General features: G+C 45.9%; 18 protein-coding genes. 15 read left to right on the top strand and 3 right to left on the bottom strand.

What is annotated here, in order from left to right; all coding sequences use genetic code 11:
* Window positions 1–154 precede the first annotated feature (154 nt).
* From Q1A41_RS00165 to Q1A41_RS00210, 10 genes are all read left to right on the top strand, one after another.
* The gene (locus Q1A41_RS00165) at window positions 155–1,123 is read left to right on the top strand and encodes a DUF6662 family protein (protein ID WP_299972991.1); all 969 of its coding nucleotides are present in this window, start codon (window positions 155–157) and stop codon (window positions 1,121–1,123) included.
* 125 nt (window positions 1,124–1,248) lie between these two features.
* Window positions 1,249–1,788 carry an FMN-binding protein gene (locus Q1A41_RS00170; RefSeq protein ID WP_299775585.1) on the top strand — a complete coding sequence of 180 codons (540 nt, stop codon included), beginning with the start codon at window positions 1,249–1,251 and terminating at the stop codon, window positions 1,786–1,788.
* A 79-nt stretch (window positions 1,789–1,867) separates the two neighbouring features.
* Window positions 1,868–2,710, top strand: coding sequence for an FAD:protein FMN transferase (locus Q1A41_RS00175; protein WP_299972994.1), 843 nt, complete (start codon window positions 1,868–1,870; stop codon window positions 2,708–2,710).
* 51 nt (window positions 2,711–2,761) lie between these two features.
* Window positions 2,762–3,265, top strand: a complete 504-nt coding sequence (locus Q1A41_RS00180) for a hypothetical protein (RefSeq protein ID WP_299972996.1) — start codon at window positions 2,762–2,764, stop codon at window positions 3,263–3,265.
* A gap of 107 nt (window positions 3,266–3,372) precedes the next feature.
* A complete protein-coding gene (gene queA, locus Q1A41_RS00185; protein WP_299972999.1) occupies window positions 3,373–4,440 on the top strand; it encodes a tRNA preQ1(34) S-adenosylmethionine ribosyltransferase-isomerase QueA in 1,068 nt (355 codons plus the stop codon).
* 88 nt (window positions 4,441–4,528) lie between these two features.
* Window positions 4,529–5,662, top strand: coding sequence for a tRNA guanosine(34) transglycosylase Tgt (tgt, locus tag Q1A41_RS00190; RefSeq protein WP_363322321.1), 1,134 nt, complete (start codon window positions 4,529–4,531; stop codon window positions 5,660–5,662).
* Window positions 5,663–6,023: 361 nt separating this feature from the next.
* Window positions 6,024–7,898, top strand: a complete 1,875-nt coding sequence (gene secD / locus Q1A41_RS00195; RefSeq protein WP_299973002.1) for a protein translocase subunit SecD — start codon at window positions 6,024–6,026, stop codon at window positions 7,896–7,898.
* Window positions 7,899–7,907: 9 nt separating this feature from the next.
* Window positions 7,908–8,843, top strand: a complete 936-nt coding sequence (gene secF / locus Q1A41_RS00200; protein ID WP_299973005.1) for a protein translocase subunit SecF — start codon at window positions 7,908–7,910, stop codon at window positions 8,841–8,843.
* A 125-nt stretch (window positions 8,844–8,968) separates the two neighbouring features.
* Window positions 8,969–9,856, top strand: coding sequence for a hypothetical protein (locus tag Q1A41_RS00205; protein ID WP_299973008.1), 888 nt, complete (start codon window positions 8,969–8,971; stop codon window positions 9,854–9,856).
* Window positions 9,857–9,958: 102 nt separating this feature from the next.
* Window positions 9,959–10,465, top strand: a complete 507-nt coding sequence (locus Q1A41_RS00210; protein WP_299973010.1) for a GNAT family N-acetyltransferase — start codon at window positions 9,959–9,961, stop codon at window positions 10,463–10,465.
* 10 nt (window positions 10,466–10,475) lie between these two features.
* On the opposite strand, the gene Q1A41_RS00215 is transcribed toward Q1A41_RS00210, so the two are convergent.
* On the bottom strand, window positions 10,476–11,063 hold the full coding sequence (locus Q1A41_RS00215; protein WP_299973013.1) for a hypothetical protein: 588 nt from the start codon (window positions 11,061–11,063) through the stop codon (window positions 10,476–10,478).
* Between the two features lie 92 nt (window positions 11,064–11,155).
* Between Q1A41_RS00215 and Q1A41_RS00220 the strand changes: the two genes are divergently transcribed.
* The 4 genes from Q1A41_RS00220 (at window position 11,156) to Q1A41_RS00235 (ending at window position 15,000) form a co-directional block, all read left to right on the top strand.
* Window positions 11,156–11,716 carry a hypothetical protein gene (locus Q1A41_RS00220; protein ID WP_299973015.1) on the top strand — a complete coding sequence of 187 codons (561 nt, stop codon included), beginning with the start codon at window positions 11,156–11,158 and terminating at the stop codon, window positions 11,714–11,716.
* A complete protein-coding gene (locus tag Q1A41_RS00225) occupies window positions 11,713–12,210 on the top strand; it encodes an MOSC domain-containing protein (protein WP_299973017.1) in 498 nt (165 codons plus the stop codon). Before Q1A41_RS00220 ends, Q1A41_RS00225 begins: the two co-directional genes overlap by 4 nt.
* A 303-nt stretch (window positions 12,211–12,513) precedes the next feature.
* Window positions 12,514–14,469, top strand: coding sequence for a CHASE3 domain-containing protein (locus Q1A41_RS00230; protein WP_299973020.1), 1,956 nt, complete (start codon window positions 12,514–12,516; stop codon window positions 14,467–14,469).
* A gap of 273 nt (window positions 14,470–14,742) precedes the next feature.
* Window positions 14,743–15,000, top strand: coding sequence for a hypothetical protein (locus tag Q1A41_RS00235; RefSeq protein ID WP_299973023.1), 258 nt, complete (start codon window positions 14,743–14,745; stop codon window positions 14,998–15,000).
* 12 nt (window positions 15,001–15,012) lie between these two features.
* On the opposite strand, the gene Q1A41_RS00240 is transcribed toward Q1A41_RS00235, so the two are convergent.
* A complete protein-coding gene (locus Q1A41_RS00240) occupies window positions 15,013–15,429 on the bottom strand; it encodes an ACT domain-containing protein (RefSeq protein ID WP_299973026.1) in 417 nt (138 codons plus the stop codon).
* A gap of 184 nt (window positions 15,430–15,613) precedes the next feature.
* On the opposite strand from Q1A41_RS00240, the gene Q1A41_RS00245 reads away from it, so the two are divergent.
* On the top strand, window positions 15,614–16,195 hold the full coding sequence (locus Q1A41_RS00245; RefSeq protein WP_299973029.1) for a glutathione peroxidase: 582 nt from the start codon (window positions 15,614–15,616) through the stop codon (window positions 16,193–16,195).
* Window positions 16,196–16,282: 87 nt separating this feature from the next.
* Here Q1A41_RS00245 and Q1A41_RS00250 read toward each other — a convergent pair whose 3' ends face one another.
* A complete protein-coding gene (locus tag Q1A41_RS00250; protein ID WP_299973032.1) occupies window positions 16,283–17,203 on the bottom strand; it encodes a glutathione S-transferase family protein in 921 nt (306 codons plus the stop codon).
* Between the last annotated feature and the right edge of the window lie 52 nt (window positions 17,204–17,255).

Genomic DNA, 17,255 nt, shown 5'->3' on the forward strand with positions numbered 1-17,255 from the left:
ACTAAAATAAATTACAAATGTTATTGATATAGATTCTCATTATCTGTAAGATTCCGCCAAATTCTGCTATGCCCACATAAAAATTAGTGATTAAAGCCCAAAAAGAGGCTTCAGGCTGGCTCAAAGATTCAATAAATGAGGATTGGAGATCAATATGAAAATTAAACTGCTAGCAGCTGCGGTTGCTGCTGCGGTTGTTGCCCCAAGTGCAATGGCTGGCGAAAACCTATGGTTGTACACCAAAGGTACTGACACACGCCCTGAAGGCAGCTTTGAATTCAAAGTGAGTGATATTTGGCGTAAAGGCAAAAACTCTGGTAACTACGACTTCCACGATATTCGTCCGGAAATCGAATACGGTATTACCGATAAGTTGAGCTTGAGTGTTGAAGGTATGATCTTCCACCACGACTATCGCGTTACCGATTGCATGGGGCCAATGATTGAAACCCAAGGCGGCACTTGCACTGAAGATGAAGAAGGCGTTGAAGATCCAGGCCCTGGTTTTAAAGACACTCAGTTTGGCGGCTATGAGATTGGTTTGAAGTACAACATCCTAAGCCCATACAAAGACGACTTTGGTTTGTCTTTGGGAGTGGGTTACGAGCGTCGTGACAAGTACCGTCTAGACGGTGCGGATATTGATCAGGACTCTTTCACTTTTACCACTTTCTTACAGAAAGACTTTTTGGATGATACTTTAGTTTTTGCATTGAATGTAAAAACTGAATTTGAACGTCGTAAGTCTCCTGGCGTTTTGGAAGAAGAAATTGCTGTTGATGCATCGGCTGCAGTTTCTTACCGTGTTGCGCCTAATTGGTTTGTTGGTTTGGAATTTCGTCACCAGTCTGACTATCTAAACCCAGAAGAAGAAGGTGAATTCGATCCGACTTTGAAGCGTTCTAGCTTTGATTTGAGCGATTTCCGCATTGGTACTCAGCACCAAAACGGTAACTACTTTGGCCCAACTATTCACTACGCTCAGCAGAAGTGGTGGGTAACAGCTGGTGCATTGTGGCAAGTTGCTGGTGGTGGCTCTTGGCACTCATTCAGCAATAACAACCGTAACTGGGATGAGCACGAGAAGGTGCACATCGGCTTTATTTACGGTTACGAATTCTAAGTTTCCCCTCAATGATGCTTAGTTTGAGCAGCTTTTTAATCAATTAGAAAGCGGCTTTGCTTTTGGGGCTGTCGGCCCCATTAGTGTTTTATATTCTCTTATTTTATTTTCTTAGAGAGGTTCTTATGGATAGGCGTTCATTTACCAAAATGGTGTCTTTACTTGCGGTTGGTACTTACTTGCCGGCTATCGAAGTCCATGCCAAAACCTATTTGACTATTGATCAGGCTCGCAAGCTATTGTGGGGCGATGAGGCAATGGAACAGATCCCAGTGACTTTGTCCGGTGAACAGGTGAAGAGTATTAAAAAAGCTTCTAAAGTTCGTGTTCGCAACGATAAATTGCAAGTCTGGAAAACCGAAAGTGGCGGCTGGTTTATCGTCGATCAGGTTATTGGTAAGCACGAAAATATTGATCTAGCTTTCGCTTATGATCATGAAGGTAAAGTGATGGGTTTTGAAATTTTAACCTATCGTGAAACCTATGGTTACGAAGTAGCCAATCCTAAATGGAAGGCCCAATTTAATGGCCTTGATTACAAAGAGCACCTTAAGCTTGATAAGCAAATTAAAAATATATCCGGTGCCACTCTCTCTTGCCGCCATATTACCGATGGCATCAATCGCCTAAGTCACACTTGGGAACAGGTTCTTCGTCACCTATAATACGCGGCTGAAGTGATAGCCGAGTGATAAAATGACAACAAACCGACTTAATCGGTGTAAGCCTTTGCTGGGGACTTATGTGGATGTATCCATAGAGGCTGGTCTGGATGATGAAGAAATATTAGATCTCAGTATCGATGCTTTTGCAGCGATCTCTGAGGTACATGAAGGTCTGGGTTTTCACAATCCGGATAGTGAACTGTCTGAGATAAACCGTTGGGCTCTATTAGGTATCGAAGATCCGATTGCGATCTCGGAAGATATGCGAAGGGTTTTAGGCTTGGCGCTTTCGCTTAGCGAAGCCAGCGATGGTTTATTTGATGTCACAATTGCGCCACAACTGGTAGACCAAGGATCTTTGCCGAATATACATCATGGCGCCATTATTGTGGGGTCGGGTGCTAGCGGATCGAGTGTTGCAGGTTCGGGCAGCTGGGAAAATGTACATCTCAGTGATGAGGGTTTAAGTTTCTCTGCCCCCGTGCTTATTGATCTGGGTGGCATTGCAAAAGGCTATGCCGTTGATAAAGCCATCGAACGTATTGGCGCCAGCAAAATGGATGCCGATGTAAAGTTGAACATCAATGCTGGCGGTGATCTGTATTTAAGTCATTGGGAAGAAGAAACGGTGGGCGTGCGCTACCCGGATGAGCCCAATAAAAATCATGAAATGCCGATGTTGGCGCCAGCTTTGGCCACCAGCGCTTGTTATTTTACCGAGCAAGACAGTGTGATGATTCACCCAAAAAGCGGTGAGGCCACAGTGCGAGGCTACAGTGTTTCAGTCTTTGCCGAGCAATGCATGTTAGCCGATGCGCTGACTAAATTGGCATTTTTGAATCCGAGGGATACCCGAGTCATTCGCCAATTTAAAGGTCGCGCCTTTATGTTAGATAGCCACAATGGCTTGCTTGAGTTGTAATACTCGCAAAGCGTAATTTAGATAATCGCGAATCATAAAAGTACCTAAGCTATGGCTTATATAGATGTAAGAATTCCAACAACGTATCGTCGCCTGCTATACCTCGCTATTGCGGTGAGCTGGGTAACAGGTATCGCCTTTTTTATTCTCAGTCGTTTTATTACGGTGGAAGGTGATTTTGGTCCTGAAAAGCATCCTCTACAATTCCCAGCCTTAATGGTGCACGGCGCGGCGGCCTTTATCGTGATGATGGGTTATGGTGCCGTAATGATGAATCATGTCTCGGCGACATGGCGTCTTCAGCGTTTGCGGGGCTTTGGTATCACTTTGCTTGTGGTATTACTGTTTCAGGTGATCAGTGCCTATTTATTGTATTACCTATCGAGCGATGAGATTCGTGGTTTATTTGCCAATCTTCACGCCCTAGTAGGGCTAAGCTTCCCTCTGATATTAACTATCCATATTGTTACCGGTCGTCGCCAGCGAGCTCAGATGCAGGCGCAGCTCGAGGCGCGTAAAGCAGCCCGTAAACAACAGCCGGCGGCAGCGGCTTAGCAAAGCTGCCGCGAAGCTGGCATTTACGCTCAATCACAGCGCTACTCGTAGCCAAAGCCTCGCTTTTGATATACTCTGCGCTGCTTTTTTAAACTGCAGTGCTTATCATGCGTCGCCAAGATTTTTACTACGATTTACCCGAACAGCTTATCGCCAAGCAGCCAGCTGCTGAGCGACGTGGCAGCCGTTTGTTATGTCTAGATGGCCCCAGCGGAAACTTAGACCACCAGCAATTCCCAGATTTATTAGATCAGCTCAATGAGGGAGATCTAATGGTCTTTAATAATACCCGTGTTATTCCGGCGCGAGTGTTTGGGCAGAAGGCGACCGGTGGCAAGGTAGAGATCTTGGTCGAGCGAATCGTCTCGCCTAAACAAGTACTGGCTCATACCCGTGCCAATAAAAGTCCTAAGGCTGGCAATATCATCATATTGCAAGATGGTAGCGAAGTGACCGTCACTGGACGTCAGGGCGCCTTGTTCGAGTTGGACTTTGGTGAGCAAGAGGTGCTCCCAGTGCTTGAGGCCATTGGCCATATGCCGCTACCACCTTATATTGATCGCGCTGATGTGGATTCTGACAAAGAGCGTTATCAAACCGTTTATAGTGATGAAGAAAAAGCCGGGGCTGTGGCAGCTCCCACAGCCGGCCTACATTTTGACGATGAATTGCTGGCTGCTATAAAAGCCAAAGGCGTGGATTTAGCCTTTGTCACTTTGCATGTTGGCGCCGGGACTTTTCAGCCAGTAAAGGTCGATGATATCCATCAGCATCAAATGCACAGTGAAGTTATGGAAGTTTCCAATGAGGTGTGTGAGCAGGTACTGCGTACCAAAGCTCGTGGCGGCAAGGTGGTGGCGGTAGGCACTACCTCGGTGCGCTGCTTGGAGTCCGCTGCCCAACAAAGCAGTACCGAGCTGATTGAGCCCATGCAGGGCGAGACTGATATTTTTATCTACCCCGGTTATCAATATAAGGTCGTGGATGCCTTGGTGACCAACTTTCATCTGCCTGAGTCTACCTTGATGATGCTGGTATCGGCTTTTGCGGGTTATAAAAATACCATGTCGGCCTATCAAGAAGCGGTTGCTGAGCAGTATCGCTTCTTTAGTTATGGTGATGCGATGTTTATTCGCCATAACCCTGAGGCCGTAAATGAAGTGCCAGGCCAATAAGCTGCGCTTCAACAGTGTTTTGCCGACAGCTTATTTAGAACAAATTAAATCGAACAATTGAACCGAAAACTGAAGAGAAAGGTGCCCCGTGAGTCGCGAATGTATGATGAGCTTTGAATTGGATAACAGTGACGGTAAAGCTCGCCGTGGTCGATTGAAGTTCCCACGTGGTACTGTCGAAACTCCAGCCTTTATGCCGGTTGGAACCTACGGCACGGTTAAAGGTATGTTGCCACGAGATATCGAAGAGATTGGCGCCGAGATTATTTTAGGCAATACCTTCCACCTCATGCTGCGCCCTGGTACCGAAGTGGTTAAAGCCCATGGCGATCTGCATGATTTTATTCAATGGAAGGGCCCCATTCTTACCGACTCCGGTGGTTTTCAGGTGTTTAGCCTGGGTGATATGCGCAAGATCACCGAAGAAGGCGTGGTGTTTAAATCCCCGATTGATGGTTCAAAAGTAGAATTGAACCCTGAGATCGCTATGCAGGTACAGCGCGATCTTGGCTCAGATATCGTGATGATCTTCGATGAGTGCACGCCTTACCCGGCTACCGAACAAGAAGCGCGTGATTCTATGGAGCTGTCTTTGCGCTGGGCAAAGCGTAGTAAAGATGCCCATGGCGATAACCCATCGGCTCTGTTTGGCATTGTGCAGGGCGGTATGTATGAAGGCCTGCGCAGCGAATCTTTGCAAGGCTTGGAAGAAATTGGTTTCGATGGTTATGCCATTGGTGGCCTTTCAGTGGGTGAGCCCAAAGAAGATATGGTGCGTGTATTGGATCATTTGGCCCACACCATGCCAGAGAACAAGCCCCGCTATTTGATGGGGGTGGGCAAGCCAGAGGATATTGTAGAAGCTGTGCGCCGAGGCGTGGATATGTTCGACTGCGTAATGCCGACCCGCAATGCTCGCAACGGTCATTTATTCACCACCGAGGGTGTGGTCAAGATCCGCAATGCTAAGCATCGCCATGATACCAGCCCCTTAGATGCTGAGTGTGACTGCTATACCTGTCAGAATTTCAGTCGCGCCTATTTGCATCACCTTGATAAGTGTGGGGAGATCTTGGGTGCTGAGCTTAATACCATCCACAATCTACGACACTATCAGCGCATCATGTCGGAGTTACGTGAGGCAATCGCAGCTGAGCGTTTAGAGGATTATGTGCAGGAGTTTTACGCAAGGCAGGGTAAAGAGGCCCCGTCGTTTACTTGATATAACTCAACCAATGTACTGATATAGCCAGTTCTAGTTATAGGCCTTTTTTCTGAATCGCCGATAATTACTAGGCCCACAGCGAACGACATATGGATATGTAATTGGGTGCGGATTTCTTGCGTGCGCTGTGGGCTTTCCCTTCTTTTCTTTGCTTTAAAATCCACCAGTTGCTCGTAATTTAGACACAGTTTATGTCGCTGAGCTTGTATTTTGTGCAGATGCCCCCACTTTCTCTCACAAGCCCTAATCACAATAGCTTGCTGCTGACCAAAGCGATATAATTCGGGCCTTTTGCTGGGCCATGCCCTTATTTTTGCTGATCGCTTGATCGGCACCACAGTCGTAAACGGAAAACACTATGTTGAACCGCTATCCGTTCTGGAAGTACCTAATCATTTTGGGGGTTACGGCCCTAGGCCTGATCTACTCGGCCCCAAATCTCTACGCGCCTGATCCGGCCATTCAAATCTCGGGTCAGTCGGCAGCCATGCAGATTAATGATGAGCTATTAGAACAAGCAAATAACGCTCTTAAAGAACAAGGTATCAATTATTTTGGTGAGCAAGCCAACGGTAAAAATGCGCTCATTCGCCTGCGCAGTGCCGAAGATCAGTTAGCTGCCAAACAATTGCTGACGGAAACCTTAGGTTATAACTACGTTGTAGCCCTAAGTCAGGCGCCAACGACTCCAGAATGGTTACGTGCTTGGGGTGCGGAGCCCATGAAAAAAGGCTTGGATTTGGCCGGCGGTGTGCACTTCTTACTAGAAGTTGATACCCCTAAAGCCATTGCTAAGCGCATGGAAACCAATGTAAGCGAGATCAAAAGCCAACTGCGTAAAGAGAAGATTCGCTATCAGTCGGTAAAATTAGGTCGTGATAATGTAATTATTGCGCGCTTTAAGACAGAAGAAGCTCGTAATAAAGCCACTTCCGAGGTGCGTGAAAATTTCCCGAATATGCAGCGCTTTGTTGATACTGACGAAGATGGCACCTCGGTACTGCGTGTACAGATGACCGAGGCGGGCATTAAAGAAATTGAAGATTACGCCGTTAGCCAGAACTTAACCACCTTGCGTAATCGTGTAAACGAGCTGGGTGTTTCTGAGCCAATCGTTCAGCGCCAAGGTCGTACCCGTATCGTGGTGCAGTTGCCAGGTGTACAAGACACCGCTGAAGCTAAGCGTATTATCGGTAAAACCGCTAACCTAGAATTTCGCCTGGAAGCTAAGCCAGAAGCCTCGGTTGCTACCAAGGAATCTTTTGGTTACCGCAGTGAGCGCGATCAGCAGATCTGGGGCAACGCTTTCTTAGAGAAGAAAGTCGTGATTACCGGTGATCATGTGTCTGGCGCTCAGGCCAGCTTTGATACCCAAACCAGCCAGCCTCAAGTAAATATTAATCTGGACAGTAAAGGCGGTCAGAAGATGCACCGCAATACGCGCAATAATATTGGCCGCCGCTTAGGTGTGCTATTTATTGAGCAGAAGACCCAGGTGAAATACGTTACTGGCGAAGATGGTAAAAAAGAACCTAAGTACACCCAAGTTGAAGAGAAGAAAATCATCAGCTTGGCAACGATTCAATCAGGCCTAGGTGTTCAGTTCCGTATTACCGGTTTGGACAGCCCAGCGGAAGCTTCTGAACTGGCGCTTCTATTGCGCTCTGGTGCTTTGGCGGCCCCAATGTACTTCGCTGAAGAACGTACCATTGGGCCATCTTTGGGTGCTGAAAACATCGAGCTGGGTATCACCTCGGTACAGATCGGTTTGGCCTTTGTTGTGCTGTTTATGTTGGTGTACTACCGTGCCTTTGGTATCTTCGCCAATATCGCGTTAACTCTAAACCTGATTTTGTTGGTTGCCGCCATGTCGATCTTGGGTGCAACGCTAACCTTGCCAGGTATCGCCGGTATCGTACTGACCGTAGGTATGGCGGTGGATGCGAACGTACTGGTGTTCTCGCGGATTAAGGAGGAGCTGGCCAATGGCCTGCCGCCGCAATCGGCGATTAATGCTGGTTACGATCGTGCCTTCACCACCATCTTGGATGCCAACATTACCACCTTGATTGTGGCCGTGATTCTTTATGCGATTGGTTCTGGTCCAGTACAGGGCTTTGCGGTAACGCTATCCATCGGTATTTTGACCTCGATGTTTACTGCCATCATGGGCACCCGTGCCTTGGTTAACTTGGCCATCGGTGGCCGCAAAATCCAGAAGCTGTGGATCTAGGAGCAAATCATGAGTAAAGCTAAGAAAGAATTGAAAGTGATTCGCTTTATGTCCCAGCGTAAGCTGGCGGCGATCTTTTCCTTGCTGTTAATCATTGGTTCGATTGCCAGTTTGGCCACCAATGGTTTGAAGTTTGGCTTGGATTTTACCGGCGGTTCACAAATCGAAGTGGGCTACCAAACGCCTGCCGATGTTAATGCTATCCGTCAGCAATTAGTGCAAGCGGGCTTCCCTGATCCTGTAGTGGTTCACTTCGGTGCTGAAACCGATGTATTGATTCGCATGCAGGAAGACTCTGATGCCGAGCTCGGCGACAAGGTTATGGATACCCTACGTGCCGATGGCTCTGATGTTGAATTGCGTCGGGTAGAGTTTGTTGGCCCGCAGGTGGGTGAAGAGCTGCGCGATGACGGTGGTATCGGCATGCTCTTCGCTTTGGCCGTAGTAATGATCTACGTGGCCATGCGTTTCCAGTTTAAGTTCTCGGTAGGTGCCGTAGCGGCATTGGCCCACGATGTGGTTATCGTGTTGGGCGTGTTCTCGGTATTACAGATCGATTTTGATCTAACAGTGCTGGCGGCGGTGTTGGCGGTTATTGGTTACTCGCTTAACGATACCATCGTGGTATCTGACCGTATTCGTGAGAACTTCCGTAAGATTCGTAAAGCCGATTCTGTCGAAGTAATCGATATCTCACTGAGTCAAACCTTGGGCCGTACCTTGGTAACATCATTGACCACCTTATTGGTATTGGTCGCGCTGTTCTACTTTGGTGGTGAGCTAATTCACGGCTTCTCCATTGCCTTGCTGGTCGGTGTGGCTATTGGTACCTACTCGTCTATCTACGTGGCAGCAAATGTGTTGTTAATGATGGGTATTTCTAAAGAAGACCTAATGCAGGTTGAGGTTGAAAAAGAAGGTGCCGAGTTTGATGAGCTGCCTTAAAGTACTTTGAAGTGGTTCTCAGTGAAAATAAAAAGGCCCTACGGGGCTTTTTTTGTAGATGGAATTAAAGCTATTGTTACGGCTATTATTTCAGTAGTCGTTGTTAAAAGGATGTTATCAGTAAGATGCGTAAATTAACTTTTAAGGCTAGTATTTGCCTGCTGGGTTTATCACTTTGCTCGCTTAATACGTCCGGGCAACAGATCTTTAGTTGTATAGGAAAGAGTGGTAAAAAGATCTATACCGATAAACGTCATCTTTGTAAGTCTTCCGGTCAAAAAAACCAAGGCGATATACAAAGTATTGAGCTTACTGAAACGAATTTGCATTCCAAGTACGGCGCAACCGTCAGTGAAGAGTATCGCAACTACGCCTTCAGATCTTATGAGCCTCTAACGGGCTATAATATAAATATCATTGCTGAAAAGCGCCTCACTTCAGAGGATCCAGAGCTTCTTCAGAAGGCTGCAGCTAAGCTTGAAAAAGCTGTACGTAGAGCCTTCAAAGCATTTCCTTCGAGCATCCTAGGTGAATTCGCTGATGTTAAGTTCTATCTATTCACGGGAGATGAGGCGAGAACAGGGGGGAGGCATGGCGGACAGTGGTATTTTAGCGAAGGGAACCGCACTTCGAAGCGATTTGATGATAGTGTAGTTGTCAGATCGGCAAAGGACTATATAAAGTATAAAAGTCTAACGGCTGCGCGGTTTGCTGTACATGAGTTGAGTCACGCCTATTACTCTTATCACTTCAAGCACTTATATAGGCCTGCAAAAAAGGCTTTTGAAAACGCCAAAAATAAAAAACTCTACGAAAATGTAAAACACAAAAGTGGAAAGCTTGTTACGAAAGCCTATGCCAGAAAAAATGCTCATGAGTATTTCGCAGAGCTAGCAACAGCTTATTTTTTGTCGAATAACTATTATCCCTTTAATGCTCGTGATCTTGCTACTTATGATCCAGAGGGCTACCAGATGATTGAAAATGCCTTTCTCAATATTGAAGCAAATTAACGGCTTTAAGCCCTTACATTATTAAACCACAATTAGATTGATACCAGCTAAAGTACTTCTATAATAGGTTTCTTACTTCGTTCAATTGATCTGAGACCTTGTATGCAAATCCCCGCCATTGAAACCGAGCGACTTCGCCTTTTACCGCCAGCTGTTGAGTGCTTTGAGGTATATCGAGACTTTTATACCGATGCAGAGGCTTCAAAAATGTACGGCGGCCCCATCAATGAAGAGCAAGTCTGGGCGCGTTTAAAAGCCGATTTAGGGTCCTGGTATTTGTTAGGTTTTGGGGTATGGGTGATTCAAGACAAAAGCAATGAGCAGTTGATTGGCACTTGTGGTTTTTGGCAAGGCAAATCCTGGCCTAGAGAGTTAACTTGGTGGGTAATGCTAGAGGCGCGCGGCCGAGGTGTCGCCACCGAAGCCTCAAAAGCCGCGTTGGATTATGCTCGCAAAAATTACCAGTGGTCGAGCCTAGAAACCTATATGAATGATGATAACCATGCTGCTCGAGCACTCGTTGAAAAGCTAGGCGGCAAGAAAGTACGCCGCGAATCTTTTTCCGATGGTTTGCAGCGAGATATATACCAGTTTCCTAGCATCTCATAATCGCTAATGCTTAAGCTTCGGGCTTAATTATTGCGCCTTTGGGCTTTTTAAAATATGACCAATCGAAATGCATATACCAGTTGCCTTGGATTGGCCAAATACAGATTAAGAAGCTCTTGAAGCCCTTAGCACTTACGCAATCTTCATCATTAAGCTCTATTTTTTCTGGGCTGTAGATAATGCTACTAAAGAGCGTATTTCCGCCAGCTTCTGAAGTGCTAAATGGAATATAGACTTGCTGCCCCTGTTTTTTATAGGCTTGAACTTTCGCCTCTTGAAGTAGCTTTCGTATCTTGCTCGCTAATACCTCCGGGACCTCAATCGGGGCAGCATCGTCATCCGTTGTTGCATAAGCTCTAAGATCTCCCTGGGGAGATACATAAGCTTTACTGACGGAACTCTCTTGCTTGGCATGCTTTATCAGCTCAAGGAGCTCCTTTTGGTGCTTGTTTAATAGTGTTCTAGCGACAGTAAATTGATCGTCTTGCGCCATTTCTCGTGTGGGCTGGTAAGCATCAACTGTAAAGCTATAAAGCGCGCATAAAATAAAAGACAGGCGGCCCAGAGTTTTCAGGGTTTGGGGCTCGATCATATTCACTTAACAACTCCCTTGCATGTGTATTATTCTTAGCGCTAGCCTATCAGCTAATTATTGCTCAAACAAAGTGTACTGCACGGAGAAGAATAACGATGAGACATATACAGCAATTAAACGTAGTAATTTTTACCTTAATTCTTACGGCATCCATGAATACAGTGGCAGAGATTAAACTTGATGCCAAACTGGAACCTTTTAGAGCCTTTATTGGTACTTGGCAGGCGCCTATGAACTGGGGCAAGGATAAGGGCACAGTGCTGGATGTCGCCGATTGGAAGGTGGCATTGAACGGTAAGGTATTAAAAACGGTTCACTCAGTAAACGATGGTGACTACGGTGGTGAGAGTTTTATATTTTGGGATAAAAAGACCAAAAGCTATAAATCTTTCTATTTTACAACAGCGGATTTTTATACCGAAGCGACGATTAAGCTAGAGGGGGAGAATAAATTTTCTATTCTAGAAAAGGTTGCGGCTTCATCAGGTGGCTTATCCAGCGGTATCAGCGAAGTTAAGTCCACTTGTGAGATGATTAACGGCGAGTTGCATATGTCTACCTCTTACTTAAAAAATGACAACTGGACAAAGCCAGAAACACGACGCTATACCGCAAGTAAGCTTGAACCAAAATTTAAACATGAGCCCATGCAATGAAAACCCAGGGGCGTTTGCTAGGGCGTTATCTTTCAACTATATCAGCTGGCGAACTGCGTTGGATTGGAGTGCGGCCTGCAAGAAAAGAAAATATGCTGCATGTGGATTCCGTTTTGGCTATTGCCGGTAGAGGCTTAGAGGGGGATCATCGTTGCGCTAAAACTCCAGGCTCGGCGCGACAAGTAAGCTTGATCAGTGAACAGGATATAAGCTGTATCCAGAAGCTTTGTGGTGTTGAAGAGTTGGGCCCTGAGTTGCTGAGACGCAATCTACTTGTAAGAAATGTGAATTTAAATATTTTACGACATCAGCGATTTAAAATAGGCGAGGCTGAGTTTGAAGCGACTGCGCAATGCCATCCATGTTCTAGGATGATTGAGCCACTTGGCCCTTCGGGCCCTGCCAATATGTATGGTTATGGTGGGCTTTGTGCAAAAATAACCAAGACTGGCCGAATCTCAGTTGGCGATAAATTAGAGGTAATTCAGCCTTAAGGTTTGTGATAAATTGCCCCAATAAACCCAGTATTTAACTCAGTTAATCCCTAGCCCCCGTCACATTCTAGAGCTTTTTAAAGCTGCTCTTTAGTTCTTTAGTGAAAGCAATAGAAACTCTAATAAAATCAATGGCTTTCTTGGTTTTCACTGAGTTTGTGATATTGAGCCAAATCAAAAACCTCATACCTTATGTTGAATTAAAGCAATGCTCTACTACATTGTATTTAGACGACAGCATTTTCAACACGTCAGTACGCCAAACAGGGAGGGCAGAGCGTATTGTTTTGACAGGTATTATCAATGAATTTTTCAGGTTTGAGTATTAGGCAGAAGCTACTGATCAATAGTGGGATCAGCGCTTTTGTACTCGTAGTTCTCTGCTATGTAGTTTTTGCGTCATTAAAGTCCTTAAACGATAGCTCCAAAATGGTTCAGCATACTTACGAAGTTATTGATCAATCCAATGGCTTGGTTGCTTCGATGGTAGATATGGAAACTGGCCTAAGAGGTTTTTCAGTTGCCGGGCAAGAGGACTATCTTGAGCCTTATCACCAAGGTAAAGATAACTTCCAGTCTTACTTTAAAAAAGCGCGGCAGCTCACCAGCGATAACCCTGCACAACAAAGAAGATACGATGCAGTAAAGCAAAATGCTGAGCAGTGGCAAGCTTATGCTGAGAAAATGATTGAGCTACGCCGTGATATTGCCTTGGGCGATGATGCCAATCATGAGCTACGTGAACTGATTGATTCCGGTATCGGCAAACAGAAAATGGATGGTCTTAGGCAAGATATTGCGAGCTTAGGGAATGCGGGCTTGGGCAGATCTCTATTGGCCGCAATGATCGATATGGAAACAGGCCTGCGAGGATATATGCTCAATAGAAAAGTTGAATTCCTCGAGCCCTATAATGCCGGTAGGGCAATTATTACTTCAAGAATTTCTTCGGTTGCAGGCACTAGTTTAGAGGCCAATATTCAAGGCTGGATAACAGACTATTCACAAAAAGCGATAGCGCTAGTTGAGGAAGCCAATAGACATCCTCATATGGATACTTTGTATGCGGAATTCGCTAAGAAGCAAGGCAAGCAATATATGGATCAGTTGCGTGCCCAGGTAAAAGAGATTGTTGATATTGAAAACCGTCTTATGGATCAAAGGCGCAGCGCGGCGGAAAGCTCTAGCGATTTAACCTTATTGATTGTTACTGTGGGTGGCTTGCTGGCCGCACTCGCTTCAATGGTATTCAGTGGGATAATTTCCAGAACAATCACTAAGCCGATCAATGAAGTGGTGGATGTCGCAAGATCTTTGTCAGAGGGTGATCTACGAGTCAATATCGAGGCGAAAAACGATAATGAAATCGGTAGTTTGCAAGGGGCGTTGGGCACTACTGTGAGCAACTTGCGCGAGATTATTTCTCGTATGTCCGATGCCAGTGGTGACTTAACTCAAGAATCCAATAAGCTTAGTGACGTCACCGCAGAAACCAGTGCAGGATCTAAGCAGCAGCTTAATATGACCAGTGAAGTGGCAATGGCCATGGAGGAAATGTCGGCTACCGTTTCAGATGTCGCAAAGAATGCCAGCGTTGCCGTTAGCTCGGCAACGGAAGCAAGTGACGAGGCAAATCGAGGGATGCAGGTCGTACAAGTGGCCATCGATTCAATTAATAAGCTCGAGCAAGAAGTTAGCGGAACCTCGGCGAAGCTCAATGAGCTAGAGGGTGAAGCCGATAATATTGGGGGAATCCTCGATGTTATTCGAGATATTGCCGAGCAGACCAATCTGTTAGCGCTTAATGCTGCAATCGAGGCGGCCCGGGCTGGGGAGCAGGGGCGTGGCTTTGCAGTTGTGGCTGATGAAGTACGCAGCCTCGCTGGCCGGACCCAAGAATCTACCGAAGAAATTCAGAGTTTGATTGAACGTCTTCAACAGGGCGCTAGAGATGCTGTGGGCGCTATGCAAAAAAGTCAGGAGTTTGTAGTGCATAGCGTGGATGAAACCAATAAGTCGGGTGCCGCTTTGCAACTGATTTCCAACGCGGTTGGTGAGATTTCCCTAATGAATACCAATATTGCCAGTGCTGCTGAACAGCAAAGTGCTACAGCTGGACAAATTAATCAAAGTGTTGCGGCGGTGAATGATATTTCCCAGTCTAACTCAGTTAATAGTAACAAGATGGTTGAGTCTAGCGAGAACTTAAATGCTCTTGCTGGGACGCTTGGTGAGATGGTTCAGAAATTTAAGATATAAAGATGTCTTAGTCGCGTGAAGCCCTAGCATCTATGATGCTAGGGCTTCTGTGTATTTCCCCACCTTATTTTCTGCGCAGTTAAACAGTTGCCATATCGATGCTTCGGGTAGCTCTCTTTCATACATTTTGCCTATAGGGTTTACTACTGGGCTTTGTCACTATAAAAGCGCTGATTCAATCGGAAGTTTTGTGAGGAAAAACAAATGGGCGCTGTGATATATCGAATGATACTGGTTTGGATGTTTGTGCTGAGTGCTCTAGGAGCACTATTTTTGCAAAAGCTAATGGAACAGTCTGAGTGGTGGTCTTACGTATTTGATTTTTCCTGGGGGCTGGCCTTTTGCCTGCTTGTGTTTTTACTTCTAAAAAAGTTGCCTGGTAAAGAAAAGGCTGGGTATTTTGTTTTAGGGGGCGTGGCTTATTATATTGTTAGTGATCATTTTGGGAGTGGATCATGGGCTTATGGTTTGGCGCTCATTGTGGCGTTTGTAATCGCACATCTTTGTCAGCCACTGCATAGGCGGGAATAGAATTTCCTCACATTATTCTTCAGCCCTAATTCCATTAAGACATTGCATGGCCGCCTCAGCTTTTTCATAGGGTACATAAATATGATCATGGTAGAAGGCCGCCACAACATTGGCGCTAATGCCAGCTTGGGAGAGTGCTCCACTTATCGCAGCAGTGAGCCCTACAGCCTCTAAGCTAGAGTGAATGCTAAGGCTGATGGCAGCAAAGGCCTCACTGCATTCTAAGGCAAGTAGTTTAGCCTGCGCTTCTTCAAGTATTAAGCTGCTGCCTTCTGATTCCTGATAAAAACCCTGTAAATCGCTAATTTCAATTTGGTCTAAGATCTTTGGCAGTTGCTCGCTATCAACCGTAGCGAATACCCAGCGGCCCTTTTGTAGCTTAGGTTGCATATTACTAAGTAGTACGGAAAGATTGTTTTCGCCTTGCATAGTTTGCGCTCATATCAGTTTGTAGGTGGTGAAGCAAACAACGGTTAGCATAATACGTCTCTTATGTGATGTTGCAATGATTAGTGCCTTATTGTAGGGCAGTTGGTAACTGCACTTATGTTCGACAAGCTTTCGCGTGCTTTGTGTCTATACCATATATGCTTTACCATAGACTTGAGACTCGATGTTAAAGTCATTTGCGGAGCTTACTTCCATGCGTTTACGACAGCTTTTGTTCGCCTTGCCACTCTTTACTGCGCTTTCATCACTTGCTGCTGACTGCCCTGATATATTGAAGTTTGAAGCTCAGAAGCTACGTTCCAGTGAGCGTGTTAATTTCTGCGAGAAGTTCTCCGGTAAGCCCTTGTTAGTCGTTAATACAGCAAGTCATTGTGGCTTTACTGGGCAGTTCGCCGATTTGCAGGCGCTTTATGAAAAGTATCAGCCTCAAGGCCTAGAGATTGTGGGTTTCCCATCCAATGATTTTAAACAAGAAGCCAAAGATGAAGCAAAGACCGCCGAGGTATGTTACATCAACTATGGCGTTAAATTTACCATGATGAGTAGCAGCCCAGTAACGGGTGATAATGCGAATACGCTGTTTAAGGAGTTGGCCGATAAAACCGGTAAAGAGCCTAAGTGGAATTTCAATAAATACTTAGTGAGCCCAGATGGAACAAAGGTGGAATATTTTCCTTCAAAGGAGAAGCCTTTAGGGGGCGATTTAGAGGCTGCGATTCAGCAGAGCTTGCAAAATAACTCTTAGTTTGGGGTTGTTGTTAGTAGCTTTTAGAATCTGCTGATTTGATGTGAGAGGCTAGGCTGAGCACGGTGGCTCAGCCTGGCAAAAGGCCTATTCCTGAGCGTTAATGCTGTAGTTTTCACGTGGAAAATGCACATGAATTAAACCGAAATTTTCTGTATCTCGGGCCACAATAATGCGTTTTTGATTTACCGCAACAAGCTTACCCTGCACTGGCACAAAACCATAATCAGAAGGGCTTACAGCAACCTCTTTGTTTAATAGCTCATGTTCTGCCGAATCACTAATATCTCTTGGTTGTGCATCTTTGGCTGCGCTGAATGCATCGGCTTGGCTTATTTCATGACGTTGGCCGTGGCCAATAGCAGCCACACGCTGGAACCAATCTCGCACCTTTGCGTCACACTGCAGTTCACGGCGACTACAATTTACGTGCAGCCATAAAGGGTGGTAAACGCTAAAATCTACTGCTGAAGGGGCATTACCATCTAGCCATTCGTGCTGATCTAACTGCTTGGATATTCTACCGATTAGATCTTCAACTAAAGCTTGGGATTGCTCGAGATTAGGGCGCTTTGCATCGCTACCTTTTAACAGCTCACCACGATCTTTAATAAATCGAAAGGCGCCGATTGGGCCAAATTTAAGCAACATTGTGCTTAAAAGTCTGAGTGGCGGCACTGCAGATACTGCAGCGAAAAATGCTTCGCCCTCGGCAAATTGAGCAATGCTCTTTGCTTCTGGGCTGGCGTTTTTGGGGTTTAGCTCGGCCTGTTTCGCCAGTGAGGCAATTTCCATGGCGATTAAATCACTGTCACAAAATATATCCGCACCCATCTGGGCAACAGGGATTCTGCGATAGCCGCCGGCGAGAGGGTCAACATTGGGTCTTGGCAACCATACCGGTGAGAGTAGGGATTGCCAGCTCAAATTTGCTAAGCCAAACATCAAGCGAATCTTCTCGGCGTAGGGCGAGCTATCGTAATGATGCAAAATTAAAGTGCTACTCATTTTGGGTATCTCCGTATTAGCAGGCAGTTAGGTTTGTGCTTGATGTTTCGGC

This window comes from uncultured Pseudoteredinibacter sp., assembly GCF_947502065.1.
In the GTDB taxonomy this organism is placed as follows: Bacteria; Pseudomonadota; Gammaproteobacteria; order Pseudomonadales; family Cellvibrionaceae; genus Pseudoteredinibacter.

What these genes read in the sequence shown, in the direction of transcription:
- Q1A41_RS00165 (WP_299972991.1), top strand. Translation starts at nt 155, where the DNA reads ATGAAAATTAAACTGCTAGCAGCTGCGGTTGCTGCTGCGGTTGTTGCC.
- Q1A41_RS00170 (WP_299775585.1), top strand. Translation starts at nt 1,249, where the DNA reads ATGGATAGGCGTTCATTTACCAAAATGGTGTCTTTACTTGCGGTTGGT.
- Q1A41_RS00180 (WP_299972996.1), top strand. Translation starts at nt 2,762, where the DNA reads ATGGCTTATATAGATGTAAGAATTCCAACAACGTATCGTCGCCTGCTA.
- queA (WP_299972999.1), top strand. Translation starts at nt 3,373, where the DNA reads ATGCGTCGCCAAGATTTTTACTACGATTTACCCGAACAGCTTATCGCC.
- secD (WP_299973002.1), top strand. Translation starts at nt 6,024, where the DNA reads ATGTTGAACCGCTATCCGTTCTGGAAGTACCTAATCATTTTGGGGGTT.
- secF (WP_299973005.1), top strand. Translation starts at nt 7,908, where the DNA reads ATGAGTAAAGCTAAGAAAGAATTGAAAGTGATTCGCTTTATGTCCCAG.
- Q1A41_RS00205 (WP_299973008.1), top strand. Translation starts at nt 8,969, where the DNA reads ATGCGTAAATTAACTTTTAAGGCTAGTATTTGCCTGCTGGGTTTATCA.
- Q1A41_RS00210 (WP_299973010.1), top strand. Translation starts at nt 9,959, where the DNA reads ATGCAAATCCCCGCCATTGAAACCGAGCGACTTCGCCTTTTACCGCCA.
- Q1A41_RS00220 (WP_299973015.1), top strand. Translation starts at nt 11,156, where the DNA reads ATGAGACATATACAGCAATTAAACGTAGTAATTTTTACCTTAATTCTT.
- Q1A41_RS00225 (WP_299973017.1), top strand. Translation starts at nt 11,713, where the DNA reads ATGAAAACCCAGGGGCGTTTGCTAGGGCGTTATCTTTCAACTATATCA.
- Q1A41_RS00230 (WP_299973020.1), top strand. Translation starts at nt 12,514, where the DNA reads ATGAATTTTTCAGGTTTGAGTATTAGGCAGAAGCTACTGATCAATAGT.
- Q1A41_RS00240 (WP_299973026.1), bottom strand. Translation starts at nt 15,429, where the DNA reads ATGCAAGGCGAAAACAATCTTTCCGTACTACTTAGTAATATGCAACCT.
- Q1A41_RS00245 (WP_299973029.1), top strand. Translation starts at nt 15,614, where the DNA reads ATGTTAAAGTCATTTGCGGAGCTTACTTCCATGCGTTTACGACAGCTT.
- Q1A41_RS00250 (WP_299973032.1), bottom strand. Translation starts at nt 17,203, where the DNA reads ATGAGTAGCACTTTAATTTTGCATCATTACGATAGCTCGCCCTACGCC.